This window comes from Dryocola sp. LX212 (genome assembly GCA_041504365.1).
Lineage (GTDB): Bacteria > Pseudomonadota > Gammaproteobacteria > Enterobacterales > Enterobacteriaceae > Dryocola.
In genome coordinates, this window is record CP167917.1 from 700760 (window position 1) to 726530 (window position 25771).

Annotated in this window: 19 protein-coding genes and 1 riboswitch; of the genes, 5 read left to right on the forward strand and 14 right to left on the reverse strand. The window is 56.7% G+C overall.

Features of this window, described 5'->3' with window-relative positions:
• Nucleotides 1-33: 33 nt before the first annotated feature.
• From rluA to araB, 6 genes are all read right to left on the reverse strand, one after another.
• Nucleotides 34-693: a bifunctional tRNA pseudouridine(32) synthase/23S rRNA pseudouridine(746) synthase RluA gene (gene rluA / locus ACA108_03415; protein ID XEX96606.1), complete on the reverse strand. Its 660-nt coding sequence runs from the start codon at nt 691-693 to the stop codon at nt 34-36.
• Nucleotides 693-3599, reverse strand: coding sequence for an RNA polymerase-associated protein RapA (gene rapA / locus ACA108_03420; GenBank protein ID XEX96607.1), 2907 nt, complete (start codon nt 3597-3599; stop codon nt 693-695). The genes rluA and rapA overlap by 1 nt, the downstream gene beginning before the upstream one ends.
• 141 nt (nt 3600-3740) lie before the next feature.
• Nucleotides 3741-6101, reverse strand: coding sequence for a DNA polymerase II (gene polB / locus ACA108_03425; GenBank protein ID XEX96608.1), 2361 nt, complete (start codon nt 6099-6101; stop codon nt 3741-3743).
• Between the two features lie 75 nt (nt 6102-6176).
• Nucleotides 6177-6872 carry an L-ribulose-5-phosphate 4-epimerase gene (gene araD, locus ACA108_03430; GenBank protein ID XEX96609.1) on the reverse strand — a complete coding sequence of 232 codons (696 nt, stop codon included), beginning with the start codon at nt 6870-6872 and terminating at the stop codon, nt 6177-6179.
• A gap of 110 nt (nt 6873-6982) precedes the next feature.
• On the reverse strand, nt 6983-8485 hold the full coding sequence (araA, locus tag ACA108_03435; protein XEX96610.1) for an L-arabinose isomerase: 1503 nt from the start codon (nt 8483-8485) through the stop codon (nt 6983-6985).
• Nucleotides 8486-8495: 10 nt separating this feature from the next.
• The gene (gene araB / locus ACA108_03440) at nt 8496-10202 is read right to left on the reverse strand and encodes a ribulokinase (GenBank protein ID XEX96611.1); all 1707 of its coding nucleotides are present in this window, start codon (nt 10200-10202) and stop codon (nt 8496-8498) included.
• Nucleotides 10203-10541: 339 nt separating this feature from the next.
• Here araB and araC point away from each other — a divergent pair, with 339 nt between their 5' ends.
• A complete protein-coding gene (gene araC / locus ACA108_03445) occupies nt 10542-11387 on the forward strand; it encodes an arabinose operon transcriptional regulator AraC (GenBank protein XEX96612.1) in 846 nt (281 codons plus the stop codon).
• 229 nt (nt 11388-11616) lie between these two features.
• Nucleotides 11617-12390 carry a DedA family protein gene (locus ACA108_03450; protein ID XEX96613.1) on the forward strand — a complete coding sequence of 258 codons (774 nt, stop codon included), beginning with the start codon at nt 11617-11619 and terminating at the stop codon, nt 12388-12390.
• Here the strand turns inward: ACA108_03450 and thiQ are convergent.
• The 4 genes from thiQ to sgrR all read right to left on the reverse strand — a co-directional run bounded on the left by thiQ (nt 12381) and on the right by sgrR (nt 17471).
• Complete coding sequence (gene thiQ, locus ACA108_03455; GenBank protein ID XEX96614.1) at nt 12381-13088, reverse strand: thiamine ABC transporter ATP-binding protein ThiQ; 708 nt, start codon at nt 13086-13088, stop codon at nt 12381-12383. The genes ACA108_03450 and thiQ overlap by 10 nt on opposite strands.
• Entirely contained in the window at nt 13072-14682 is a 1611-nt protein-coding gene (gene thiP, locus ACA108_03460) for a thiamine/thiamine pyrophosphate ABC transporter permease ThiP (protein ID XEX96615.1), read from the reverse strand. The genes thiQ and thiP overlap by 17 nt, the downstream gene beginning before the upstream one ends.
• Nucleotides 14658-15641 (reverse strand): thiamine ABC transporter substrate binding subunit, encoded by a 984-nt coding sequence (gene thiB / locus ACA108_03465; GenBank protein ID XEX96616.1) that lies wholly within the window; start codon nt 15639-15641, stop codon nt 14658-14660. The genes thiP and thiB overlap by 25 nt, the downstream gene beginning before the upstream one ends.
• Nucleotides 15642-15676: 35 nt before the next feature.
• Nucleotides 15677-15777: riboswitch (TPP riboswitch) on the reverse strand.
• A gap of 35 nt (nt 15778-15812) precedes the next feature.
• Nucleotides 15813-17471, reverse strand: coding sequence for an HTH-type transcriptional regulator SgrR (gene sgrR, locus ACA108_03470; protein ID XEX96617.1), 1659 nt, complete (start codon nt 17469-17471; stop codon nt 15813-15815).
• An 88-nt stretch (nt 17472-17559) separates the two neighbouring features.
• Between sgrR and sgrT the strand changes: the two genes are divergently transcribed.
• On the forward strand, nt 17560-17730 hold the full coding sequence (sgrT, locus tag ACA108_03475) for a glucose uptake inhibitor SgrT (protein ID XEX96618.1): 171 nt from the start codon (nt 17560-17562) through the stop codon (nt 17728-17730).
• A gap of 107 nt (nt 17731-17837) precedes the next feature.
• Nucleotides 17838-19016 carry a sugar efflux transporter gene (locus ACA108_03480; protein XEX96619.1) on the forward strand — a complete coding sequence of 393 codons (1179 nt, stop codon included), beginning with the start codon at nt 17838-17840 and terminating at the stop codon, nt 19014-19016.
• 44 nt (nt 19017-19060) lie between these two features.
• Here the strand turns inward: ACA108_03480 and leuD are convergent, their stop codons facing one another.
• From leuD to leuA, 4 genes are read right to left on the reverse strand one after another with little or no spacing between them, the layout of a single operon-like run.
• On the reverse strand, nt 19061-19666 hold the full coding sequence (gene leuD, locus ACA108_03485; GenBank protein ID XEX96620.1) for a 3-isopropylmalate dehydratase small subunit: 606 nt from the start codon (nt 19664-19666) through the stop codon (nt 19061-19063).
• A gap of 11 nt (nt 19667-19677) precedes the next feature.
• Nucleotides 19678-21078: a 3-isopropylmalate dehydratase large subunit gene (gene leuC / locus ACA108_03490; GenBank protein ID XEX96621.1), complete on the reverse strand. Its 1401-nt coding sequence runs from the start codon at nt 21076-21078 to the stop codon at nt 19678-19680.
• A 2-nt stretch (nt 21079-21080) separates the two neighbouring features.
• Nucleotides 21081-22172: a 3-isopropylmalate dehydrogenase gene (gene leuB, locus ACA108_03495; protein ID XEX96622.1), complete on the reverse strand. Its 1092-nt coding sequence runs from the start codon at nt 22170-22172 to the stop codon at nt 21081-21083.
• A gap of 1 nt (nt 22173) precedes the next feature.
• Complete coding sequence (gene leuA, locus ACA108_03500; protein ID XEX96623.1) at nt 22174-23742, reverse strand: 2-isopropylmalate synthase; 1569 nt, start codon at nt 23740-23742, stop codon at nt 22174-22176.
• An 838-nt stretch (nt 23743-24580) separates the two neighbouring features.
• On the opposite strand from leuA, the gene leuO reads away from it, so the two are divergent.
• Nucleotides 24581-25525, forward strand: coding sequence for a transcriptional regulator LeuO (gene leuO / locus ACA108_03505; GenBank protein ID XEX96624.1), 945 nt, complete (start codon nt 24581-24583; stop codon nt 25523-25525).
• Nucleotides 25526-25771: the final 246 nt, after the last annotated feature.

A 25771-nucleotide genomic window follows, 5' to 3' on the forward strand; every position in this document is an offset into this window, starting at 1 on the left:
CCCCTGAATCGGGAGATCCAGGGGGAAGGGATCTTAGAAATCAGCCGGAGCGCGAAACGTCATCGGCGTGCCGTAAGCGGGATGCGTAATGGTCAGCATTTCAGCATGCAGCTGTAAACGCGGGGCCATTGCCAGCGCCTCGGGCGTAGCGTAGAAACGGTCGCCCAGAATCGGATGACCCAGCGCCAGCATGTGAACGCGAAGCTGATGCGAGCGCCCGGTTATCGGTTTCAGCAGTACGCGAGCGGTGTTATCCGCCGCGTACTCCAGCACTTCATATTCCGTCTGCGCCGCCTTGCCGGTTTCATGACACACCCTCTGCTTTGGCCGGTTCGGCCAGTCGCAAATCAGCGGTAAATCCACCGTGCCCGTTTCCGGCTGTGGATGACCCCATACCCTCGCCACATACTGCTTCTTCGGTTCACGCTCGCGGAACTGGCGTTTCAGCTCGCGCTCGGCGGCCTTGGTCAGCGCCACCGTAATCACGCCGCTGGTGGCCATATCCAGACGATGAACGGATTCTGCCAGCGGGAAGTCGCGCTGAATGCGCGTCATCACGCTGTCTTTGTGCTCTTCAAGGCGCCCCGGGACCGACAGCAGGCCAGAAGGCTTGTTGACGACCATAATGTGTTCATCCTGATAAAGGATGACCAGCCAGGGATCCATTGGCGGGTTATAGGGTTCCATAATCATTACTGGTGCGTCACCACGATGAGACGCAGCGCGTCCAGCCGCCAGTTGGCCTGCGCGAGGCTTTCCAGCACCTGCAGGCGGTTGTTTTCGATGGCTTCGAGCTCGTCATCACGAATGTTCGGATTGACGGCCTTCAGCGCTTCCAGGCGGGACAGTTCAGCGCTGAGTTTTTCGTTGGCCTCTTCACGTGCCGCTTTAATCAGCACCTGTGCTGCCGCTTCCACTTTCTCTTCGGCAAGCTGCAAAATGGCGTGAACGTCAGGCTGCACGGCGTTAACCAGCTTGCTGCCGGTGTGACGGTTAACCGCGCTTAGCTGGCGGTTGAAGCTTTCGAACTCCACCTGCGCTGCGAGGTTGGTGCCGTTTTTGTCCACCAGCATGCGTACCGGCGTTGGCGGCAGGAAGCGGTTGAGCTGGAGCTGCTTCGGCGCTTTTGCTTCAACGACGTACACCAGCTCTACCAGCAGCGTGCCGACCGGCAATGCTTTGTTCTTCAGCAGGGACAGCGCACAGCTGCCGGTGTCGCCGGACAGGATCAAATCCAGACCGTTGCGGATGATTGGGTGTTCCCAGGTAACAAACTGCGCGTCTTCGCGGGATAGGGCGACATCACGCTCGAAGGTAATCGTGCAGCCATCTTCCGGCAGGCCGGGGAAGTCAGGCACCAGCATGTGATCGCCAGGCGTCAGCACGACCATATTGTCGCCACGATCGTCCTGATTAATGCCCACGATATCGAACAGGTTCAGGGCGAAGCTCACCAGGTTGGTGTCATTGTCCTGCTCGGAAATCGCCTGCGCCAGCGCCTGGGACTTCTCGCCGCCGTTGGAGTGGATCTCCAGCAGGCGGTCGCGGCCTTGTTCCAGCTGCAGCTTCAGCGCATTGTGCTGCTCGCGGCACTGTTTGATGAGTGTGTCGAAGCCGTCGGTATTTTCAGGCGATGCCAGATACTCAATCAGCTGGGTATAAACGTTGTCGTAGATTGCACGGCCCGTAGGGCAGGTGTGCTCGAACGCATCCAGCCCTTCGTGGAACCACTTCACCAGCACGGACTGAGCCGTTTTTTCGAGGTACGGCACGTGGATCTGAATATCGTGCGCCTGGCCGATACGGTCCAGGCGGCCGATACGCTGTTCGAGCAGGTCTGGGTTGAACGGCAGGTCGAACATAACCAGGTTGCTGGCGAACTGGAAGTTGCGGCCTTCGGAGCCGATTTCAGAGCACAGCAGGACCTGCGCGCCGGTGTCCTCTTCGGCAAACCAGGCGGCAGCGCGGTCGCGTTCGATAATCGACATGCCTTCGTGGAATACGGCGGCACGAATGCCTTCGCGCTCTCGCAGTACCTGCTCCAGCTGCAGCGCGGTGGCCGCTTTAGCGCAAATCACCAGTACTTTTTTGGAGCGGTGGCTGGTCAGGTAGCCCATCAGCCACTCCACGCGCGGGTCGAAGTTCCACCAGGTGCCGGTGTCGCCTTCAAACTCCTGATAAATCTGCTCCGGGTAAAGCATATCGCGGGCGCGGTCTTCTACAGACTTACGAGCCGCCATAATGCCGGAGACTTTAATCGCGGTCTGATACTGCGTTGGCAGCGGCAGGCGAATAGTGTGCAGCTCGCGTTTCGGGAAGCCTTTCACGCCGTTACGGGTGTTGCGGAACAGCACGCGGCTGGTGCCGTGGCGGTCCATCAACATGGAAATCAGCTCCTGGCGTGCGGCCTGGCTGCCGTCGCGATCGCTGTTGGCGGTTTGCAGCAGCGGTTCGATGTCCTGTTCGCCAATCAGCTCGCCCAGGGCATTAAGCTGTTCGTTGGTCAGCGGTTCCCCCGCCAGCAGAAGCGCGACGGCATCGGCCACCGGGCGATAATTCTGCTGCTCTTCGACAAACTGCTCGAAATCGTGGAAGCGGCTTGGGTCCAGCAGGCGCAGACGCGCGAAGTGGCTCTCCATGCCGAGCTGTTCCGGGGTGGCGGTCAGCAGCAGTACGCCAGGTACACGTTCAGCAAGCTGTTCGATGGCCTGGTATTCACGGCTCGGGGCGTCTTCGCTCCACACCAGGTGGTGGGCTTCATCGACCACCATCAGGTCCCACTCGGCGTCGCACAGGTGCTCAAGGCGCTGTTTGCTGCGGCGGACAAAATCGAGGGAGCAGATAACCAGCTGTTCGGTTTCGAACGGGTTATCGCTGTCGTGCTGGGCTTCGGCGTAGCGCTCATCGTCGAACAGCGCGAAGCGCAGGTTAAAGCGGCGCAGCATCTCTACCAGCCACTGGTGCTGCAGGGTTTCCGGTACCACGATCAGCACGCGCTCGGCGCTGCCGGCCAGCAGCTGCTGGTGCAGGATCATTCCGGCTTCGATAGTTTTGCCCAGGCCAACTTCATCGGCCAGCAGAACGCGCGGCGCGTGGCGGCGGCCAACATCGTGGGCGATATTCAGCTGGTGCGGGATCAGGCTGGTGCGCATGCCGCGAAGGCCGCTCCACGGCTGGCGATACTGCTCGCTCTGATAGACGCGGGAGCGGTAGCGCAGGGCAAAACGGTCCATGCGGTCGATCTGACCGGCGAACAGGCGGTCCTGAGGCTTGCTGAAGACCAGCTTGCTGTCGAGGAACACTTCGCGCAGCAGGGTAGCGGCTTCTTCGGTGTCCAGACGGGTGCCAACATAGGCGAGCAGGCCGTTTTCTTCCTTAACTTCATCAACTTTGAGTTGCCAGCCTTCATGGCTGGTGACGGTATCGCCCGGGTTAAACATCACGCGGGTGATAGGCGAGTCATTTCTGGCGTACAGACGATTTTCACCGGTGGCGGGGAAAAGCAGGGTAACCATGCGGGGGTCGATGGCGACCACGGTTCCCAGTCCCAGCTCGCTTTCGGTATCGCTGATCCAACGTTGACCAAGTGTAAAAGGCATAAGATTTCGGCTCTATTATCAGTGACTAAGATTTGCAGGCAATAGCATTACGACCGCGTAAAAGAGGGCGGTAGTACAAAATGGTTTTTAGGATGTTTCAGGAGGGTGCTATGGTACTGGAAGCAGGCGCGTTCGTCACCGTCAAAATAGCCCTAATTGCCCTGTCATCAGTGTAGCGAAGTCATCCTCGAGGAAAGGTAAAATACCCTCCGCCACGGGCTGCAGCTGACGGGTGAGGTAGTGATCGTAGTCCAGCGGCGACTGCTGATAATCAATGGGTTCCGGTCCGCTCAGCGTCATCACGTATTTTATCGTGCCGCGGTTCTGGTACTGGGAAGGGCGACCCAGGCGCTGATTGTGCTCGTCCGCAAGGCGCGCGGCCCGCACGTGGGGCGGCACGTTCTTCTGGTATTCGCTCAGCGGACGACGCAGCCTTTTGCGATAGACCAGCTGGTTATCCAGCTCACCGGCCATCAGGCTGGCAATGGTTTCGCGGATATACTCCTGGTACGGCTCGTTGCGGAAGATGCGCAGATACAGCGTCTGCTGAAACTGCTGGGCCAGCGGCGTCCAGTCCGTGCGCACCGTCTCCAGCCCTTTGAACACCATGCGCTGCTTATCGCCCTCCTGGATCATCCCCGCGTAGCGCTTTTTGCTGCCCTCAACGGTGCCGCGTATGGTCGGCATCAGGAAGCGGCAGAAGTGCGTTTCAAACTCGATTTCCAGCGCGCTGCTGAGCTGCTGCGTCTCTTGCAGATGCTGCGTCCACCAGCTATTTACATGCTCCACCAGCTGCTTACCGATGCGCGCTGCCTCCTCCTCTGAATGAGGTTTTTTAAGCCATACAAAGGTGGAGTCCGTATCGCCGTAGATCACATCAAAACCCTGCCCTTCAATGAGCTGCCGGGTTTGCAGCATGATCTGATGCCCGCGCATGGTGATCGACGAGGCAAGCCGGGGATCGAAAAAGCGGCAGGCGCTGGTGCCGAGCACGCCATAGAAGGCGTTCATGATAATCTTCAGCGCCTGGGAGAGCGGCTTGTTGCCGTGGCGCTTTGCTTCATCTCGTCCGAGCCAGATCTGGCCGACAATTTCCGGCAGGCAGTGCTTTGTGCGTGAGAAGTGCGCGCCAAGAAATCCTTCGACAGAGCTTTCCGGCTCGGGGTGTGCCATGCCCTCAACCAGCCCGACCGGATCGATGAGAAAAGTGCGGATAATCGACGGATACAGGCTTTTATAATCCAGCACCAGCACGGAGTCGTACAGGCCGGGACGCGAATCCATCACGTAGCCGCCGGGGCTTGCCTGGGGCGGTACCTCGCCCAGATTAGGCGCCACGTAGCCCGCACGGTGCATGCGCGGAATATAAAGGTGGCCGAAGGCAGCAACGGAGCCGCCGTGCTTGTCCAGCGGCAGGCCGTTGACGGTGGCGCGCTCCAGCAGGAACGGCATCAGCTCCGTTTTGTGACAGATCCGCGTGACCAGCTCGCAGTCCTTCAGGTTGTATTTAGCCAGCGCAGGCTTGTCTTCGGCGAAGCGGCGGTTGATTTCATCCATGCGATCCCATGGGTTGTCGATCGATTTTCCCTCGCCAAGCAGCTCCTGCGAAACGGCCTCCAGCGAGAACGACGAGAAGTTCCAGAAGGCAGACTTCAGCGCTTCGATCCCATCAACGATCGCCCTTCCGGCAGCCTGGGCGAAAAAAACGCCCTGCTTGAAGCCGTGCTCGCGCCACTCCAGCACCGCCTTCCCGCGGCCAAGCCGCAGCGGAATCTGGTAGCGTTCCGCCAGCTTTTGCAGCATGCGCAGGTCGAACTGCACCACGTTCCAGCCGATGAGCACGTCTGGGTCGTGCTCCTCAAACCAGGCGTTGAGCTTTTCGATTAGCTGGGGGCGGCTGGGGACGTATTCGAGCGTGAAGTCCAGTCCGCTGGCGTCGCCGTTTTCCGGGCCGAGCATGTAGACAATACGCTGCCCGCAGCCTTCCAGGCCGATGCAGTACAGCTCGCCGTGGCGGTTAGTTTCGATGTCCAGAGACACCCATTTCAGCGGCGGACGATAATCAGGCGCGGGCTTTAGCTTTGCTTCGGTAATTTCGCCGTTGCGCTCCACGCCGCTAAACCAGACGGGTGCGGTAATAAAACGCTCCATCAGGAAGCGCTCCGGGGGACGAATATCGCCTTCATATACCTTTACGCCACCGTCGCGCAGGATCTTTTCCAGGCGCATAAGCTGGCGGTGCTGGCGGCAGTAAAGGCCGCAGACGGGCTGCTGGTGAAAGTCTTTGAGAGAAAGAGGGATAAGCCGATAGTTGCTTTCGGCTGCAAGAATTCGTGCCGCTTCGCTTTGCTGCGATTGCGGGATAAAAGCGACGGACTCCTGGTGCGGCAGGCAGACCTTAACCGGGCCATTATCCGTTGCCAGCCAGAATTCCACCTCTGTTCCACGCGGGGCGTCCCGCCAGTGACGCGTTAGTAAAAAACCCTGACGAACTTGCGGCACGCTGCATTCTCATTACGGAAAAAGTGGCCTGATTATAGACCACTTCGCCGATAATTACTGCTTTTATGTACAGTGTTACTGACCGTAATAGGCCTTCGCGCCGTGTTTGCGCAGGTAGTGTTTGTCCAGCAGCGCCTGCTGCATATCGGGCAGATCCGGCGTGAGCTGGCGGCAGAAGATCCCCATATAGGCGACTTCTTCGAGCACGATCGCATTATGCACCGCATCGACAGCATCTTTACCCCAGGCAAACGGGCCGTGGGAATGCACCAGCACGCCCGGCATCTGAAGCGCGTCGATGCCGCGCTCGGCGAAGGTTTTGACAATCACTTCGCCGGTCTGCCACTCGTAATCACCGTTGATCTCTTCATCGGTCATTTTGCGGGTGCAGGGAATGGTGCCGTAGAAGTAGTCCGCATGCGTGGTGCCGGTGGCGGGGATGGACTGCCCGGCCTGCGCCCAGATTGTGGCGTGGCGCGAGTGGGTGTGAACAATGCCGCCAATCTGCGGGAACTGCAGGTAGAGTAGACGATGGGTTGGCGTATCGGAAGAAGGTTTCTTCGTTCCTTCCACCACTTCACCGGTTTCCAGGCTCACTACTACCATATCTTCCGCAGTCATCACGCCGTAATCAACGCCCGAAGGTTTGATAATCAGCACGCCGCGCTCGCGGTCGACGGCGCTGACGTTGCCCCAGGTCAGGGTCACCAGGTTGTGCCGCGGCAGGGCCAGATTGGCTTCCAGCACCTGGCGCTTTAATTCTTCTAACATAGCAGGTCCTTGGACGTTGTAGGGGGATAAGCGCAAGCGTCATCCAACGCTTTCACCGTTTCGGCGGATGACGCACTGCTTACCCGCCCTACAAACACGTCAGGTAAGAGTTATCTTTTAAAGCTGTAATAAACCTCGTTCCAGCGCAGGGAGTCTTTGAACGCTGGCAGGCGGGTTTCGTTATCAATAACGGCGATTTCGATGCCGTGCAGCTCTGCGAAGGTGCGCATATCGTCAAGCGTCAGGGACTGACTGAAGACGGTATGGTGCGCGCCGCCTGCCAGGATCCAAGCTTCGGAAGCGGTCGGCAGATCCGGCTGGGCTTTCCACAGCGCGTTCGCCACCGGCAGTTTTGGCAGCTGGTGCGGTGTTTCAACCGCATCGACGCAGTTCACCAGCAGGCGGAAGCGATCGCCAAGATCGATCAGGCTGGCGTTCACCGCCGGGCCGGTTCTGGTATTGAAGATCAGGCGGGCCGGGTCGGCTTTACCGCCAATGCCCAGGTACTGGACGTCCAGCAGCGGTTTTTCCGGGGTAGAAATGGACGGGCAGACCTCGAGCATGTGCGAGCCGAGCACCATGTCGTTGCCATTTTCGAAGTTGTAGGTGTAATCCTCCATAAAGGAGGTGCCGCCGGCAAGACCGGTTGACATCACCTTCATGATGCGAAGCAGGGCGGCGGTTTTCCAGTCGCCTTCGCCCGCAAAGCCGTAGCCCTGCTGCATCAGACGTTGTACCGCAAGGCCTGGCAATTGCTTCAGACCATGCAGGTCTTCAAAGGTCGTGGTAAAGGCGTGGAAACCGCCGTCTACCAGGAATTTTTTCATGCCCAGCTCGATGCGCGCGGCGTCCAGCACGTTCTGGCGCTTTTCACCGTTAATCTGCGCGGCAGCGGTCAGGCGATAGCTACTTTCGTATTCATCAACCAGCGCGTTAATCTCGCCTTCGCTGATGGCATTCACGACGGAAACCAGATCGCCCACCGCGTAGGTATTCACGGCGAAGCCGAACTTCATCTGCGCCGCAACTTTATCCCCGTCGGTGACCGCCACTTCGCGCATGTTGTCACCGAAGCGAACGACTTTCAGCTGGCGAGTATCCTGTTTGGAAACGGCCTGGCGCATCCACGCGCCAATACGTTTATGCGCCTGCGGATCCTGCCAGTGGCCGGTTACCACGGTATGCTGCTGGCGCATACGCGCGCCGATAAAGCCGAACTCGCGGCCGCCGTGCGCGGTCTGGTTCAGGTTCATAAAGTCCATATCAATGCTGCCCCACGGGATTTGCGCATTGAACTGGGTGTGGAACTGAAGCAGCGGCTTAGTCAGGATGCTCAGGCCGTTAATCCACATTTTGGCCGGTGAGAAGGTGTGCAGCCATACGACCATACCCGCGCATTTATCGTCGTAGCTCGCATCCCGGCAAATAGCGGTGATTTCGTCAGGCGTAGTGCCCAATGGTTTCAGCACCAGCTTGCACGGCAGCTTAGCTTCTTTATTCAGCGCGTTGACGACGTGTTCGGCATTGTGCGTCACCTGACGCAGCGTTTCGGGGCCGTACAGATGCTGGCTACCAATCACAAACCACACTTCATACTGTTCAAAAATATTCATCGTTATGTCCTTAAAGAGTCGTCGCGGCCTGCTTTGCGGCAGAAGCTGCCGCAGGCGCTGAAGGAAGATAATGTTGTTCGGCGCTGGTGGCCCACTGCTGGTAGCGGCGGTAGAGCTGTTCAAAGCGTTCAGCGCGTAGCGGAATGGGTTGCAGGGTACTTTCGACCGGGCTGGCCATCGCCATCTGTGCCTGGGCGATATCCGCGTGCTTACCTGCGGCTACGGCGGCGAAGATAGCCGCCCCCAGCGCACAGCACTGATCGGAAGCAACGATTTGCAGCGGACGGTTCAGCACGTCGCAGCACACCTGCATGATCACCGGTGACTTGCGGGCGATGCCGCCCAGCGCCATGACGTTGCTCACCGGGATACCCTGTTCGGTGAAGCATTCCATAATGGCGCGGGCGCCGAAGGCCGTGGCGGCAATCAGCCCGCCGAACAGCGCTGGCGCATCGGTTGCCAGATTCAAATCTGTGATGACGCCCTTCAGGCGCTGGTTGGCATTCGGCGTACGGCGGCCGTTAAACCAGTCGAGGATGACGGGCAGATGCTCCAGGGACGGATTTTTTGCCCAGGCTTCGGTCAGCGCGGGCAGCAGCTGTTTTTTGCTGGCGTTGATTTGATCGCGCAGCTCCGGGTGCTGCAGCGCCAGCTGCTCAAGCGGCCAGCCGAGTACGCGACCAAACCAGGCATAGATATCACCGAAGGCGGACTGTCCGGCCTCAAGGCCAATAAAATCCGGGATGACGCTGCCGTCGACCTGGCCACAGATGCCTTTAACTGCGCGGTCGCCAACGGTTGGCTTATCGGCAATGAGAATGTCGCAGGTGGAGGTACCGATAACTTTCACCAGCGTATTCGGCTGGGCGCCTGCGCCAACTGCGCCCATATGGCAGTCAAACGCGCCGCCGGAAATCACCACGCTTTGCGGCAGGCCCAGCCGTTCGGCCCATTCTGCGGAAAGATTGCCGACCGGGATGTCGGCGGTCCACGTTTCGGTAAACATCGGATAGGCGAGATTCTGATTGATGATGGGATCCAGCTCATCAAAGAAGCTTGCCGGAGGAAGGCCGCCCCAGCCTTCATGCCACAGGGATTTGTGGCCTGCGCTACAGCGCCCGCGACGGATATCCTGCGGGCGAGTGGTGCCGGAAAGCAGCGCGGGAACCCAGTCACAGAGTTCGATCCAGGACACGGCAGCTTTAGCGACTTTTGGATCTTCACGCGTGACGTGGAGGATCTTCGCCCAGAACCACTCGCTGGAATAAATGCCGCCGATGTAGCGCGAGTAGTCGGACTTGCCCGGCTGATGGCAAAGGCGGGTGATGGCTTCGGCTTCTTCCAACGAGGTGTGATCTTTCCACAGCACGAACATGGCGTTCGGGTTGTCGGCAAATTCAGGATTGAGCGCCAGCACGTTGCCGCTGGCGTCGATTGGCGCGGGCGTTGAGCCGGTGCTGTCAACGCCAATACCGCAGATGGCGGCGCGTTGCTCCGCACTCAGCTCAGCCAGCACGGATTTTATCGCCTGCTCCATGGATTCAATGTAGTCCAGCGGATGGTGGCGGAAGCGGTTGTTGGGGGCATCGCAGAAGCGGCCCTCCTGCCAGCGGGGATACCACTCTACGCTCGTGGCAAGCTCAGCGCCGTTTTCACAATCTACTGCTAAAGCGCGAACGGAATCGCTGCCAAAATCGAGGCCCAGCGCAATCGACATTTTTCTCACTCCATAAAATAAAACTCTTGCAGTGAACATTAGATTTCTCAGCGCAAAAGAGTCAGGTCGTATTCGCTGTAGTTATGGAGGAATCTGCTGTGAGAGCGTGAAGTGTGACGCCGTGCAAATAATCGATGTGGACTTTTCTGTCGCGGTTATAGACACTTTGGTCGGCTTCAAAAAAGCAGCTTCTCGCCGATGAAAAGCGTAGGTGCTTATTGTTTGCGGCTTTATGATACAAATCAGCCTGTTCGTGAAAGCCAATGCGAAGGCAGCGGGGCAGAAAAAGGTCATATGGACAAATGGTTTCTGTAAATCAACATAAGAGTGAGCGCAACGATGCCAGAACTGCAAAACGATCCCCTGTTACCCGGCTACTCTTTTAACGCCCATCTGGTGGCTGGCTTAACGCCGATTGAGGCCGACGGCCCGCTGGATTTTTTCATCGACCGGCCGCTGGGCATGAAGGGATATATTCTTAATCTCACCGTGCGCGGCGAAGGGGTGATTAACAACCAGGGCAAGAATTACATCTGCCGCCCCGGCGACCTGCTGCTGTTTCCGCCGGGGGAGGTGCATCACTATGGCCGTTCGCCGGAAAGCAAAGAGTGGTATCACCAGTGGGTTTACTTCCGCCCCCGCGCCTACTGGCAGGAGTGGCTGAACTGGGAGTCGCTGTTCGCCAACACGGGGTTTTATCGCCCGCTTGATACGCATCAGGAAGGGTTTTCGCAGCTGTTTCAGCAGATTATCGACGCGGGCCAGGCGGAGGGACGCTATGCCGAACTGCTGGCGATTAACCTGCTTGAACAGCTGTTATTGCGCCGCATGGAGGCGCTTAACGCCTCCCTTCTGCCGCCGCTGGATAACCGCGTGCGGGATGCCTGCCAGTTTATCAGCGACCATCTTGCGGACAGCCATTTTGATATAGCTGGCGTCGCGCAGCATGTCTGCCTTTCCCCCTCCCGTTTATCGCATCTGTTCCGCCAGCAGCTTGGCGTCAGCGTGCTGAGCTGGCGTGAAGATCAGCGAATCAGCCAGGCGAAGCTGCTGCTTAGCACCACCCGCATGCCGATTGCCAGCGTCGGGCGCAACGTCGGCTTTGAGGATCAGCTCTACTTTTCCCGCGTTTTCAAGAAGTGTACCGGGGCGAGCCCGAGCGAATTCCGCGCCGGATGCGAATAGCCGGAATGGCTGACAAAGAAGCAAGAAGCGTAGTTTTTCCTTCTTTGTAATTAGAAGCCGAAAATCGATGATTTTCCTGATGATATCTTTGATGGGATATGTTGGCCTCTCCGTCTTGTCAGGTTGGTCATCAGTCCGATAGCCGCTATTATCTATTCATACAATTGATGGCTTGACGATGTATGAGCCACTCAGGAGAATCGCCTGGTGATTTCTCGACGGATGCTTTATGGAAGCTTTTCTGCAACACCTTATAACCCAGTCTGCGGCATATTCGCTTATTGCCGTGATGCTGGTGGCATTTCTCGAGTCGCTGGCTCTGGTTGGCCTGATTTTGCCGGGCACGGTGATGATGGCCGGGCTTGGCGCGCTGATCGGCAGCGGTCAGGTCGATTTTTATCACGCCTGGGCGGCGGGGATCGTTGGCTGCCTGCTGGGCGACTGGATTTCGTTCTGGCTGGGCGGGCGCTTTAAAGGGCCGCTGCATCGCTGGTCCTTTATGAAGAAGAACAAGGCGCTGCTCGATAAAACCGAGCATGCGCTGCACCAGCACAGCATGGTCACCATTCTGATTGGCCGCTTTATCGGCCCGACCCGCCCGCTGGTGCCGATGGTGGCGGGCATGTTGGATCTGCCGGTTTCCAAGTTCATACTGCCCAATATCATCGGCTGTATCTTCTGGCCGCCGCTCTACTTTATGCCGGGCATTCTGGCCGGGGCGGCTATCGATATTCCTGCGGATATGCAAAGCAGCAGCTTCAAATGGCTGCTGCTCGGCGTGGCGCTGCTGCTGTGGGTGGCGGGCTGGCTGTGCTGGCGCTGGTGGCGCAGCGGCAAGTCGGGTAGCGATCGCTTAACGCGATTCTTACCGCGTGGGCGGCTGCACTGGCTTGCGCCGCTCACCGCGATCGCAGGTATTGCCAGCCTGGCTGCCCTTTCGATGCATCCGCTGATGCCCATCTATCTGAAGATTGTCTGGAAAGTCCTTTCGGGTCAGGCCTGATCCTTCCTGATGCCGAGCAGGGCTGAAGCGCTCGCTTCGCCGCTTAAAAGTATTGCCGTGTCGCCATCCCAGGCGATGCGGCCCTCCACCACGACAAGACTCCGTTTTGCAATGCGCACCGCGTCCTCAATGTTGTGGGAAACCATCAGCAGCGTGAGCCGCTGCTGCGCGCAGACATCATCCAGCAGCTGAAGCATTTCCTGGCGCAGCGCCGGGTCAAGGGCCGAAAAAGGTTCGTCCAGCAGCAGGATGGGTCGCTGGCGAACCAGGCAGCGGGCAAGGGCTACGCGCTGACGCTGGCCGCCGGAAAGCTGGGTCGGCAGGCGGTCGAGCAACTCCCCGATCCCCATCTGCTCTGCAATAGATTGCAGCCGCTGACGCTGCTGCTGGCCGAGCTTTAATCCCGGATGCATACCCAGACCAATGTTGTCCCGCACGCTCAGGTGGTTGAACAGATTGTTCTCCTGAAACAGCATCGAAACCGGGCGCTGGGCGGGGGCGGTTCGCGTATGTTCCTGAGCGTCTAAAAGGATCTCCCCGCTGGCAGGCTCCAGAAACCCAGCGATTAAACTCAGCAAGGTGCTTTTGCCCGCGCCGCTTGGCCCGAGCACCGCAACGCGTTCGCCCGCGTCCACGTTTAGGGAAAAGCGCATCGGCAGGTGGTGATAAAGCCAGGTTACATCAGTCAGCGTCAGCATGGCGTCCCGGAAGTTTTTCAATCAGGGTGAACAGAATAAAACACAGCATCAGCAGGATGAGCGCGGTCACGGCGCCGTCCTGGCTGCGGTAAGAGCCAATTTGTTGATAGAGATAGAATGGCAGCGTGCGGAAATCTTCGTTGCCAAACAGCGCCACCACGCCAAAATCGCCGATGGATAGCACACAGGAAAAGGCAAGTGCCTGAGTCAGCGGGATTTTTAACGCCCGCAGATCGATAAGGCGCAGGCGGTTGAGGCCCGTGATATCCAGCGACTGGCAGAGTTTTCCGTAGCGGTCGGCTACGTCCAGCATCGGGTTCTCCAGCACTTTTAACGCGTAGGGGATGGCCATTAGCGCGTTGGTGAAAATCACGATGCCGTCGGCGGACTGCGGTAGCCCGACGGTGCTGTTGAGTAGCAGGAAAAAGCCCGTCGCCAGCACGATGCCCGGCATGGCGAGGATTAGCATGCCGCTTAGCTCCAGCGCCTGTCCGGCGAAAGCTCGACTAAGTAGCCGCAGCTCCCGCGAACTCCATAGCAGCATCATCGTGATAACCACGCAGAGAACACCTGCGGCAACGGCAATGCGCAGAGAGGTAAAAAGCGCCTGCCAGAGGGCAGACTGCGAGAGCACCGAAGCGAAGCCGGTATTGATGCCGTCAATGATTACAGCCAGCAGCGGCGGCAGCAGCAGCAGGAGGGCAAGGCCGATAAGCGCCCCGTCGCACAGCCTGCGGCGCAGGTTATCCTGTGGATCCCGCCAGCCCTGCACCTGGCTTACGCCAACCGGGATCGCTTTGCTCAGCCGCTGGCTCATCACAACGAGGCCGAGGCAGCAAAGCATCTGGATCAGCGCAAGAAGGGCGGCGCGGGCGGGGTCATAATCAAAGCTGAGCGCCTGGAAAATAGCGAGCTCGATGGTGGTTGCCCGTGGCCCGCCGCCAAGGGAAAGCACCGTGGCGAAGCTTGCGAAGCAGAGCATAAAGATGAGCGCTCCGGCGGGCAGGAGCTGGCGGCGCAGCCACGGCCATTCGACCAGGCGGAAGAAATTCCAGCCCTGCATGCCCAGCTGGGCCGCGAGCTGGCGCTGTTCGCCGGGAATGTTTTCCAGCGCCTGAAGTAGCAGCCGGGTTGCCATAGGCATATTAAAGAAGACGTGGGCGAGCAGAATGCCCTGCAGGCCATACGGCGAAAATGACCAGTCAACGCCGAGCCAGGCACAAAGCGAGGCCAGCCAGCCCTCTCGCCCATAAACGGTCAGAATGCCAAACACCGCAACCAGCACCGGCAGGACCAGCGTCATGGCGCATAAGCGTAACAGCGCGAGACGGCCAGGGAAGCGGCGTCGATAAAGCGCCCGGGCGAGGAAAATCGCCGGGACCACCGACAGCAGGGCTGAGAGAAATGCCTGCCAGAATGAGAAGCGCAGGACGTGCCACAGATAGCTGTCCTGGGTTAGCGCGCGGAAATCCGTCTGCGGCGCGTTGAACCACAGCGCCAGAAAGGCCGTCAGGGCGACCGCCACCACAAGCGTGGCAGCGATGAGGCCCGGAAACAGCCAGCCGGGAATTAGCGGCTGGTGGCGCGAAGCCATGCGGCTATCCAGCTTGCCCGCAGGTCGGACACTTGTTGTGGTGTGAACTCCAGCGGAGTTTGCGGTTTATTCAGGCCGCTAAAGCCTTCCGGTAACTTCACGTCCGTAACGGGGTACATCCAGTTGCCGGTGGGGATAGCGTTCTGAAAACCTGGCTGGGTGATAAACTTCATGAACTTCGCTGCCAGCTCCGGCTGCTTGCTTGAGGCCAGGCGGGCCGCGACTTCAACCTGGAGATAGTGGCCTTCGCTGAAGTTCGCGGCGGCATAGTTATCTTTCTTCTCTTCAATGATGTGATAAGCAGGAGAGGTGGTATAGCTGAGGACCAGGTCGCCTTCGCCCTTCAGGAACAGGCCGTAGGCTTCAGACCAGCCTTTAGTGACGGTCACCGTTTTCTTCGCAAGCTTCGCCCAGGCCTCCGGCGCTTTATCGCCGTACACTTTTTGCATCCACAGCAGCAGGCCCAGGCCCGGCGTGCTGGTGCGCGGATCCTCGTAAATCACCTTCCAGTTCTGGTCGCTCTCCACTAGCTCTTTCAGGCTTTTCGGCGGGTTTTTCAGCTTGTTTTTGTCATAGACGAAAGCGAAGTAGCCATAGTCGAACGGGACGAAGGTTTTGTCCTGCCAGCCGCCAGGCACTTTCAGCGCGCTGGTATCAATGTTGCTCGGGGCAAAAAGTTTGGTCTGCGTGGCGGCGGCAATCAGGTTGTTATCCAGGCCCAGCACCACGTCGGCCCTGCTGTTTTTACCTTCCATGCGCAGACGGTTTAACAGCGAAACGCCATCTTCCAGCGCGACGAATTTCAGCTCGCAGTTACACTCGGCCTCAAAGGCCTTTTTAACGGCAGGCCCTGGCCCCCAGTCGGCGGAGAAAGAATCGTAGGTATAGACGGTGAGCAGCGGTTTCGCCAAAACGGGGGCGGCGATGAGCATGAGCAGCGGGAGTAACTTTTTGAACACTTTGCACCTCTTGAAGTAGGGGTGGCAAAGGACTTTGAGCGTAACCTCTCAAATCCCTTCGCCGGCGTTATCCGGATCAGGTTCGACGGGTATTATCTCAGCCAGAACTTTTCTTCCAGCACCCCGTTGAGCAGCAGCGATTGTACGTATTTCCTGAATGTTTCGGAAGCGTTAAGGCTCCGGCGGCGCAAACCAGGCGGATTTAAAATCGAACCAGCCAAGGGTGTTCATCTTCACGCCGCGCATGCTGCGCTGACCCTCTATGCGTAGCCAGTGGTGAATCAGCGGTAAAATATCATTGTTCTCAACGCGTTGCTGACACCACTCCGGCAGCGCCAGTTCGCCACTGTGCCACTTACGGGTGTCGGCTTCCCAGTCGATGCTGATGCATTTCTGAATCAGCGGAACTTCATACAGGTGCGAGTAGAGCGAAAACTCCAGCGGCAGGGTGAAGTTGGCGCTGTTGAGCCAGATATCGCTCTCCACGTCCCCCGCGTGCCACTCTTCGTAATCTACCTCCTTCACCTCAAGATGCACGCCGTGCGCCGCAAGCAGTTTGCACATGATATTGCTGATAATGCGGTGCTCAACGTGGGCGCGGTACCAGGTCAGCGTAATGGTTTCAAGGCCTGCGGGCTTATCAAGCATTGGCTGCGGGCGGATGTGGTGCCAGCGGGGCAGCAGGCCGTACGCCGGGAACCAGTACTGCTGGTTTTGTTCCCCGGCACCATACAGCAGGTGAATAGGTGCCAGCACGTGGCTCAGCCATGAGCGCACGCCCTCGTGGCTACAGCGCGATGAGCGGCTGTCGAATAGCAGATAGTAGCATCCCTCCTCCAGCCTGCTTTCGATGGCTTTCTCGCTGTCCGGCATGCCCTGGAGCTGCACGGCGCAGCTGACGTCTTCACCTATTTCCGGCAGCACCCAGAAGTTCACTTCATCAATCAGGGCACGGAAGCCGAAATAGTCGTCGTAAGCGTGGATTTTCAGCTGGTTATTATTGTTGCGCACCACGGCATAGGGGCCGGTACCGACGGGCTGGCTGGCAAATTTCGGCAGCGTTGCCCATTCGCGGGGGAGGATCATGGCGTTGACGCTGCCCAGCAGCCAGGGAAGCCAGCGGTCTGGCTGGGAGAGGTGAATATCCAGCGTCCATGCGGTTGGTGAAGTGATTTCGCTGATGTGCGCAAAAAGGGGAAGGCTGTTGATGCGCTGGAGTGACGCCATCACATCCAGCATATCCAGCTCGCGGCCGTGGTGAAAATGGATGCCGGGACGAAGATAAAAACGCCACTGTAAAGGAGAGATCTGCTGCCAGTGGTGGGCGATATCCGCCTCCAGTTCCCCATTTTCCTCATTTATGCGCGTCAGGCCGCTGAAGATTTGCCGGGCAATGTGCGTTTCCGAACGGCGCAGCGCCGAGCCGGGCAGCAGGTTTAACAGCGGGCGGTAGTAGAGCACGCGCAGAATGTGCCGGCCCTGGCGGAAGCTGCGCCCGAGGTGGGAGATCAGCATCTGGCGAACAGCGGCTTTATCGCCGACGATCTGCACCAGCTGATCGATGCGATCCTGCTCTAGAAGATCCTCCGCCCGCTGCTGCTGCAGCGCCAGCCCGGTATACAAAAATTCCAGCTGAGAACGCTTTCCACGCCCGGCCTCGGCCTTCCAGCTCAGCCAGCCTTTGTCCTGCATCGCGCTCAGCAAGGTACGCATATGGCGACGTGAACAGCTGAGCATATCGGCAAGATCGTTAAGCGTTGTCTCTTGCGGCTTACCGTCGCAGCACTGCCACAGGCGGATGAACTGTTGTTGCAGACGAGCAGAGGACATAAAAGGGGAACTCCACGCAAAAAGTCATCAATTTAACTTTCCCTATATTACGTCAATAATCATCAACGATGAAAGCGAGGAGGGGGATATGAAACGGTTATCAGCTGTGGAGTTTTACCGAAGTTACTTTGCCGCAACGCAGCGCGTTGGTTCTGGATGGCTGGCTCGCCTGACAGCAGGGCAACGTCTGAGGATGCTTGAAGACTTAATGCAGTGGGAGGTTACAGCCCCGACGACCGATATCCCGCTTCCTCGCTAATATCGTGTGACTGAGTATTGGTGCTTTTCACCAGCCAGCAGGTTAACTGCTGGCTTTTTTAGTATATAATTTCGCCACTTAACGCACGCATTTCTCAAGGATCCTCAATGATTTGGTTTCTTACCCAGGGACGACGTCTTAACCCAATCTATGCTGCATTTATGGTTGTCGCTTTTATGATGGGGATTGCGGGAGCGCTCCAGGCGCCAACGCTCAGCCTGTTTTTATCGCGGGAAGTAGAGGTTCGCCCATTCTGGGTAGGGCTGTTTTACACCGTTAACGCCATCGCCGGGATTCTTGTCAGCCTGCTGCTGGCTAAGCGTTCCGACAGCCGGGGCGACAGGCGAAAACTGATTATGGTGTGCTGCGTAATGGCGGTCGCCAACTGCGTGCTTTTCGCCTTTAACCGCCATTATCTGACGCTAATTACCCTCGGCGTGATGTTCGCCTCGATTGCCAATACCGCCATGCCGCAAATTTTCGCCCTGGCGCGAGAATACGCCGACAGCTCGGCGCGTGAAGTGGTGATGTTCAGCTCGGTGATGCGCGCCCAGCTCTCGCTGGCCTGGGTTATCGGCCCGCCGCTCTCTTTTATGCTGGCGCTGAACTACGGTTTCACCACTATGTTCCTTATCGCGGCGGGGATCTTCGTTATCTCGCTGGCGATTATCTTTTTTGCGTTGCCGAGCGTGGCGCGCATCGAACAGCCTGCGGATGTGGCGTTGACCGAGGTCAGCGGCTGGAAGGATAAAAACGTCCGCCTGCTGTTTATCGCCTCGATGCTGATGTGGACCTGCAACACCATGTATATCATCGACATGCCGCTTTGGGTGAGCAGCGATCTGGGCCTGCCCGAATCGCTGGCAGGGCTGCTGATGGGCACGGCGGCGGGGCTGGAGATCCCGGCGATGATCCTCGCCGGTTACTACGTAAAACGGTTTGGTAAGCGGCGGATGATGGTCATTGCCGTGGCGGCTGGCGTGCTGTTTTACGTGGGGCTGATTTTGTTCCACAGCCGCACGGCTCTTATTCTTTTACAGCTTTTCAACGCGGTGTTTATCGGCATCGTGGCGGGGATCGGTATGTTGTGGTTCCAGGACCTGATGCCCGGGCGGCCAGGGTCTGCGACGACATTATTTACTAACAGTATCTCAACCGGGGTCATTCTGGCAGGGGTGCTACAGGGCGCTTTGACGGAGAGCTACGGACATTATTCGGTGTACTGGCTGATTGCGGGGCTGTCGGTGGTGGCGCTGGGGCTGACCAGCCGGGTGAAGAATATTTAAACTTTTCACCCTCTCCCCTTTGGGGAGAGGGTGAGGGGAAAGAATCAGCGCATAAACGCAGGCTGTTTCTGCTCGTAGGTTGAAATCGCGCCCTCGTGCTGCAGCGTCAGGCCGATGCTGTCCAGCCCTTCTAACATGCAGTGGCGGCGGAAAGTATCAATCTTGAAGGCATACGTGTTTTCGCCTGCCGTCACGGTTTGCGCTTCCAGGTCGACAACAAATTTAATGCCCGGATTTGCCGCCACCAGCCTGAACATCTCATCCACTTCTTCTTCGCTCAGCGTTACTGGCAGCAGCTGGTTGTTGAACGAGTTACCGTAGAAGATATCTGCGAAGCTTGGTGCGATAACGACTTTAAAACCGTAGTCGGTCAGCGCCCACGGCGCGTGCTCACGGGAAGAGCCGCAGCCAAAGTTTTCACGCGCCAGCAGGACAGAAGCCCCTTTAAATTCCGGGAAGTTCAGCACGAATTCCGGGTTTGGCTGCTGGCCTGCGTCGTCCAGGAAACGCCAGTCGTTAAACAGGTGCGCGCCAAAGCCGGTGCGGGTGACCTTCTGCAAAAACTGCTTCGGAATAATTGCGTCGGTATCAACGTTTGCGGCATCCAGCGGAACGACCAGGCCGGTGTGTTGGATAAATTTTTCTGCCATGGTGTTTTCCCTTATTTCAGCGTGCGGATGTCGGCAAAGTGGCCGGATACGGCAGCGGCAGCGGCCATCGCCGGGCTGACAAGATGGGTACGCCCGCCGCGGCCCTGACGGCCTTCAAAGTTACGGTTGCTTGTGGAGGCGCAGCGTTCGCCCGGCTCCAGGCGGTCGTTGTTCATTGCCAGGCACATGGAACAGCCCGGCAGACGCCATTCGAAACCGGCTTCGATAAAGATCTTATCCAGACCTTCTTCTTCCGCCTGCGCCTTCACCGGGCCGGAGCCAGGGACGACAAGTGCCTGCACGCCTGGTGCAACCTTGCGTCCTTTAGCGATTTCTGCAGCGGCTCGCAAATCTTCGATACGCGAGTTGGTACAGGAGCCGATAAAGACTTTATCGATAGCCACTTCGGTCAGCGGGATACCCGGCTTCAGGCCCATATAGGCCAGCGCTTTCTCCGCGGATGCACGCTCAACCGGATCGGTGAAGGAGTCTGGATTAGGGATGTTTTCGTTGACGGAAATGACCTGGCCCGGATTGGTTCCCCACGTGACCTGCGGAGCGATATCGGCGGCGTCCAGGGTGACGACGGAATCAAACTTAGCGCCTTCGTCAGTGGTGAAGGTTTTCCACCAGGCGACGGCATCGTCCCAGTCTGCCGCTTTCGGTGCATGCAGACGGCCTTTCACATAGTTAAAGGTGGTTTCATCCGGTGCAACAATACCTGCTTTGGCGCCCATCTCGATTGCCATGTTGCACAGCGTCATGCGACCTTCCATCGACAAAGCCTGAATGGCGCTGCCGCAGAATTCAACCACGTGGCCGGTGCCGCCCGCGCTGCCGGTTTTGCCGATAATTGCCAGCACGATATCTTTTGCAGTGATGCCCGGCGCTGCTTTGCCAGTCACTTCAATCTTCATGGTTTTGGCGCGGCCCTGCTTCAGGGTTTGCGTTGCCAGCACGTGCTCAACTTCTGAAGTGCCGATACCAAACGCCAGCGCGCCAAAAGCGCCGTGGGTGGCGGTGTGGGAATCGCCGCAGACGATGGTCATGCCCGGCAGAGTAATACCCTGCTCTGGCCCCATCACGTGGACGATACCCTGATAGGGGTGGTTCAGGTCGTACAGCTCCACGCCAAACTCTTTGCAGTTCTTCATTAATTCCTGCATCTGAATGCGGGCCATTTCGCCGGAGGCATTAATGTCTTTGGTCTGTGTGGAAACGTTGTGGTCCATGGTCGCGAAGGTTTTACCCGGCTGACGCACCGGGCGTTTGTGGGCGCGCAGGCCGTCGAACGCCTGTGGCGAAGTAACTTCGTGAACAAGATGACGGTCGATGTACAGCAGCGGCGTCTCATCGACCGCTTCATACACGACGTGCGCGTCGTACAACTTTTGATATAACGTCTTCGCCATGATTATTTCCCCTGTGCTACGAAGCGGGCAATGGTATCGCCCATTTCGTCTGTGCTGATTACTTTGCCATCGCACGCTAAGTCGCCGGTACGGAAGCCTTCTTCCAGAGCGAGGTTAACGGCGTTTTCGATGGCCCGGGCTGCTTCTTCAGCGTCCAGGCTATAGCGCAGTAACAGAGCCAGAGAGAGGATCTGCGCAATAGGGTTGGCGATATTTTTCCCTGCGATGTCTGGCGCAGAGCCGCCCGCAGGTTCATAAAGGCCGAAGCCTTGTTCGTTCAGACTGGCGGAAGGCAGCATGCCCATTGAGCCGGTGATCATCGCGCATTCGTCCGACAGGATGTCGCCGAAAAGGTTGGAGCACAGCAGCACGTCGAACTGAGACGGATCTTTAATCAGCTGCATGGTAGCGTTGTCGATATACATGTGCGACAGCTCTACGTCCGGATATTCTTTGGCGATTTCGTTGACGATTTCGCGCCACAGAACGGAGGTTTGCAGCACGTTCGCTTTATCAATTGAGGTCACTTTATTGCGGCGTTTGCGGGCGGACTCAAAGGCGATGCGGGCAATACGCTCGATTTCGAAACGGTGATAAACCTCGGTATCAAACGCCTTTTCATGCATACCTGAGCCTTCACGACCCTTTGGTTGACCGAAGTAGATCCCGCCAGTTAACTCACGGACGCACAGAATATCGAAGCCGTTAGCGGCAATATCGGCACGCAGCGGGCAAAACTCTTCCAGGCCCTGATACAGGCGGGCTGGACGCAGGTTACTGAACAGTTTGAAGTGTTTACGCAGCGGTAAAAGCGCCCCGCGCTCTGGCTGCTGGGCCGGAGGCAAATGTTCCCACTTTGGCCCGCCAACGGAGCCAAACAGGATGGCATCAGCCTGCTCACAGCCTTCAACGGTGACCGGTGGCAACGGGTTACCATGACGATCGATGGCGATTCCACCAACGTCATAAGAGCTGGTGGTAATGCGCATATCAAAGCGCGTTCGAACGGCTTCCAGCACCTTCAGTGCCTGCGCCATAACTTCCGGGCCAATACCGTCGCCCGGCAAGACTGCTATATGATGAGATTTTGACATGTCACACGGTTTCCTGAGTTTCTTTATTATTGGCTTTGCGCTGCAACTCTTTTTCAACTTCACCTGCGCGCCAGATGTTGTTCAGCACGTTGATCATTGCTTTCGCTGAGGATTCAACGATATCCGTCGCCAGACCTACGCCGTGGAAGCGGCGGCTTTTATGTGTCACCACGATATCCACCTGGCCCAGCGCGTTTTTGCCCTGGCCTTTTGCCGACAGTTGGTATTTCACCAGCTCAACGTCGTAATTTGTGATGCGGTTAATAGCCTGATAGACGGCATCTACCGGGCCGTTGCCGGTTGCGGCTTCGGAGTGCTTCTCTTCGCCACAGTTCAGCTGCACCGACGCTGTGGAGATGACGCTCGAGCCGGACTGCACGTTGAAATATTCCAGGCTGAAATGCTCTGGCTCTTCCTGCTGTTTGCCGATGAACGCCAGCGCTTCCAGATCGTAATCGAAGACCTGGCCCTTTTTGTCGGCCAGCTTCAGGAAGGCGTCGTACAGGGAGTCCATGTTGTAGTCGGTTTCTTTGTAGCCCATCTCGTCCATGCGGTGTTTAACCGCCGCGCGGCCAGAGCGGGAGGTCAGGTTCAGCTGCACCTGATTAAGGCCGATGGATTCCGGGGTCATGATTTCGTAGTTTTCGCGATTTTTCAGCACGCCGTCCTGGTGAATGCCGGAGGAGTGGGCAAATGCGCCGGTGCCGACAATTGCTTTGTTTGCCGGAACCGGCATATTGCAGATCTGGCTGACCATCTGGCTGGTGCGCCAGATTTCATGGTGATTAATGTTGGTGTGCAGGTTCATGATGTCCTTGCGCACCTTGATCGCCATGATCACTTCTTCCAGCGAGCAGTTGCCCGCACGTTCACCGATGCCGTTCATCGCGCCTTCAACCTGACGCGCACCCGCATGGACGGCTGCCATGGCGTTGCCTACGGCCAGACCCAGGTCATCGTGGGTATGTACGGAAATGATCGCTTTATCAATGTTCGGCACACGCTCGTACAGGCCGCTGATGATGTTGGCGAACTCAAACGGCATGGTGTAGCCGACGGTGTCCGGAATGTTAATGGTGGTGGCGCCTGCTTTAATGGCGGCTTCGACTACGCGAGCTAAATCGGCGATGGGGGTACGGCCCGCGTCTTCACAGGAGAACTCAACGTCGTCGGTGTAATTACGGGCGCGCTTTATCATGTAGATCGATCGCTCAATCACTTCGTCCAGCGTGCTGCGCAGCTTGGTGGCGATGTGCATTGGCGAGGTGGCAATAAAAGTATGAATACGGAAGGCTTCGGCGACCTTCAGGGATTCTGCTGCCACATCAATGTCTTTCTCAACGCAGCGGGCCAGACCGCAGACGCGGCTGTTTTTGATATTGCGGGCAATGGTCTGTACGGATTCGAAATCGCCAGGGGAGGAGACCGGAAAGCCCACTTCCATCACATCCACACCCATACGCTCAAGGGCCATGGCAATTTGCAGCTTCTCTTTAACACTCAGGCTTGCCTGTAACGCTTGCTCACCATCACGCAAAGTTGTATCGAAAATAATGACTTGTTGGCTCATGTTAGGGTCCTTTTTATTGTCCTGTGGGCCGTTACTGCGAGCATAAAAAAACCCGCGCAGCGGCGCGGGTTTTTTCAGTCTGAAGGCTTGAATCAACGCTTGATGTCGCCCACCAGTCTACCGCGCAAGTTAGATGCGTTTAGTAGTAGAACTAGTAGGCGGAGGGAGCGATTCATGTTTCAGGCCTCAAATGTTTTTTGTGTTGTATTTATTGGTACTTGATCTGCTTTGCACTGTCAACCTTTCAGAAGCAACATGAAGAATTTGCACGCGTCAGCGGGAGTATGAATTTAAGCGAATTGTGCTATAAAAAGGCAACACCATAAAATATACTAAAGCAGTAGATGTGAGCTGAATCAGCCAAACTGCAGCACAATAACATTTAACGATATGAAATTTCATTAAATCCAATGAATTTTCTACAAGCTATCCGTTTGATTTACTGCAATTAATAAGTAGTTCATATGATTTGATCTTCTTTTATAAAACTATTATGTTTTTTGGCTTTAGAATACCCTATCCTTCTCATTGATGTTTAATTGTTGCTAAATATACTATTCACTATATCCATTATTGTGCGTTATGCGCTTTTATGCTGTGATTCTCAAGATTCGTAAGATAGGCTGATGAATTCACAAGTTGCTCCGGTGAAAGTGAGGTATTTGTTGTGCTTATTATTTCTGGGGCAGGGCTTCTCGATTAATTAGACTTGCTGAAGTTAATTGATTGTGGGCGGCCTTTTAGGATTTTCTGTCAGCATGTTTTCCGAAAATGACAAATGGAATGACCTACAGTCTTGTCTATATAAGAGGGAATCGCCCTATCAAATGGAGTATTTATGTCAGGTAATAACATGGATCTGCCACCGGTGGCTGACAGCTCTAAACCGCAGTTACGCACGGTTGATTTAAATTTATTAACCGTATTTGACGCGGTCATGCAGGTGCAAAATATCACCAAGGCGGCCCAGCTATTAGGGATGTCTCAACCCGCGGTCAGCAACGCTGTAGCTCGCTTAAAAATCATGTTTAATGATGAACTCTTTGTACGCTATGGCCGAGGCATTCAGCCCACTGCCCGGGCATTTCAGCTGTTTTGTACGATCCGTCAGGCACTGCAACTGGTACAAAATGAACTCCCAGGCTCGGAGTTTGAACCGGTCGCTAGCGAAAGAATTTTTCATCTCTGCGTCAGTAGCCCGCTGGATAATTTATTGACGTCGGTAATCTTTAATAACATCCGCAAACACGCTCCCCATATTCAGCTATTATTTAAGTCATGCTTAAATAAAGATATAGAACATCAGCTGCGCTACCAGGAAACTGAGTTTGTCATCAGCTACAACGCGTTCCGCCGCCCGGAATTTACCTGCGTGCCGTTATTCAAAGATGAGATGGTTCTGGTGGCGAGCAAAAAACACCCACGGCTGACAGTCCCACTGACTGCGGCAGATATTTATAACGAACAGCATGCCGTGGTGGCATTGGATCGTTTTGCTTCGTTCAGCGCACCCTGGTATCAGAATTCGCAAACCCAGGCCTGTATTTCTTATCAGGGTATGGCTATGACCAGCGTGCTAAATGTTGTTTCCCAGACGCAGCTGGTGGCCATTGCGCCGCGATGGTTAGCAGAGGAATTCTCCAGGAGCCTGCGCCTCAGCTTATTCTCGCTACCGCTCGAAGAAAATACGCGAACCTGTTATCTCTCATGGCATGAAGCTGCGGGCAGGGATAAAGCTCATCAGTGGATGGCTGAATTACTGACCTCCATCTGTGTGAAATAAGCCTTAAGTTAAAAATCAGCAAAACCGGTTAGGGCAACTCGCCGGTTTTTCTTTTTATGGGCTTAAAACTGGTATTTTATGCTGTGCCGTTTTTTTCCCCTGACGGTGGATGACGATCCCAGTTATAAGAATGTGATATCTCCTGTCATTTTGTCTTTTTGAAACATAATCACTCATCATCTTTCCTTGTGCTTAGCGCTAAACGCTGCCTGCGCGATATTTTGTAGCAAATAAGTAAAAACTGGC

What these genes read in the sequence shown, in the direction of transcription:
- rluA (XEX96606.1), bottom strand. Translation starts at nt 693, where the DNA reads ATGATTATGGAACCCTATAACCCGCCAATGGATCCCTGGCTGGTCATC.
- rapA (XEX96607.1), bottom strand. Translation starts at nt 3,599, where the DNA reads ATGCCTTTTACACTTGGTCAACGTTGGATCAGCGATACCGAAAGCGAG.
- araD (XEX96609.1), bottom strand. Translation starts at nt 6,872, where the DNA reads ATGTTAGAAGAATTAAAGCGCCAGGTGCTGGAAGCCAATCTGGCCCTG.
- araA (XEX96610.1), bottom strand. Translation starts at nt 8,485, where the DNA reads ATGAATATTTTTGAACAGTATGAAGTGTGGTTTGTGATTGGTAGCCAG.
- araB (XEX96611.1), bottom strand. Translation starts at nt 10,202, where the DNA reads ATGTCGATTGCGCTGGGCCTCGATTTTGGCAGCGATTCCGTTCGCGCT.
- araC (XEX96612.1), top strand. Translation starts at nt 10,542, where the DNA reads ATGCCAGAACTGCAAAACGATCCCCTGTTACCCGGCTACTCTTTTAAC.
- ACA108_03450 (XEX96613.1), top strand. Translation starts at nt 11,617, where the DNA reads ATGGAAGCTTTTCTGCAACACCTTATAACCCAGTCTGCGGCATATTCG.
- thiQ (XEX96614.1), bottom strand. Translation starts at nt 13,088, where the DNA reads ATGCTGACGCTGACTGATGTAACCTGGCTTTATCACCACCTGCCGATG.
- thiP (XEX96615.1), bottom strand. Translation starts at nt 14,682, where the DNA reads ATGGCTTCGCGCCACCAGCCGCTAATTCCCGGCTGGCTGTTTCCGGGC.
- sgrR (XEX96617.1), bottom strand. Translation starts at nt 17,471, where the DNA reads ATGTCCTCTGCTCGTCTGCAACAACAGTTCATCCGCCTGTGGCAGTGC.
- sgrT (XEX96618.1), top strand. Translation starts at nt 17,560, where the DNA reads ATGAAACGGTTATCAGCTGTGGAGTTTTACCGAAGTTACTTTGCCGCA.
- ACA108_03480 (XEX96619.1), top strand. Translation starts at nt 17,838, where the DNA reads ATGATTTGGTTTCTTACCCAGGGACGACGTCTTAACCCAATCTATGCT.
- leuD (XEX96620.1), bottom strand. Translation starts at nt 19,666, where the DNA reads ATGGCAGAAAAATTTATCCAACACACCGGCCTGGTCGTTCCGCTGGAT.
- leuC (XEX96621.1), bottom strand. Translation starts at nt 21,078, where the DNA reads ATGGCGAAGACGTTATATCAAAAGTTGTACGACGCGCACGTCGTGTAT.
- leuB (XEX96622.1), bottom strand. Translation starts at nt 22,172, where the DNA reads ATGTCAAAATCTCATCATATAGCAGTCTTGCCGGGCGACGGTATTGGC.
- leuA (XEX96623.1), bottom strand. Translation starts at nt 23,742, where the DNA reads ATGAGCCAACAAGTCATTATTTTCGATACAACTTTGCGTGATGGTGAG.
- leuO (XEX96624.1), top strand. Translation starts at nt 24,581, where the DNA reads ATGTCAGGTAATAACATGGATCTGCCACCGGTGGCTGACAGCTCTAAA.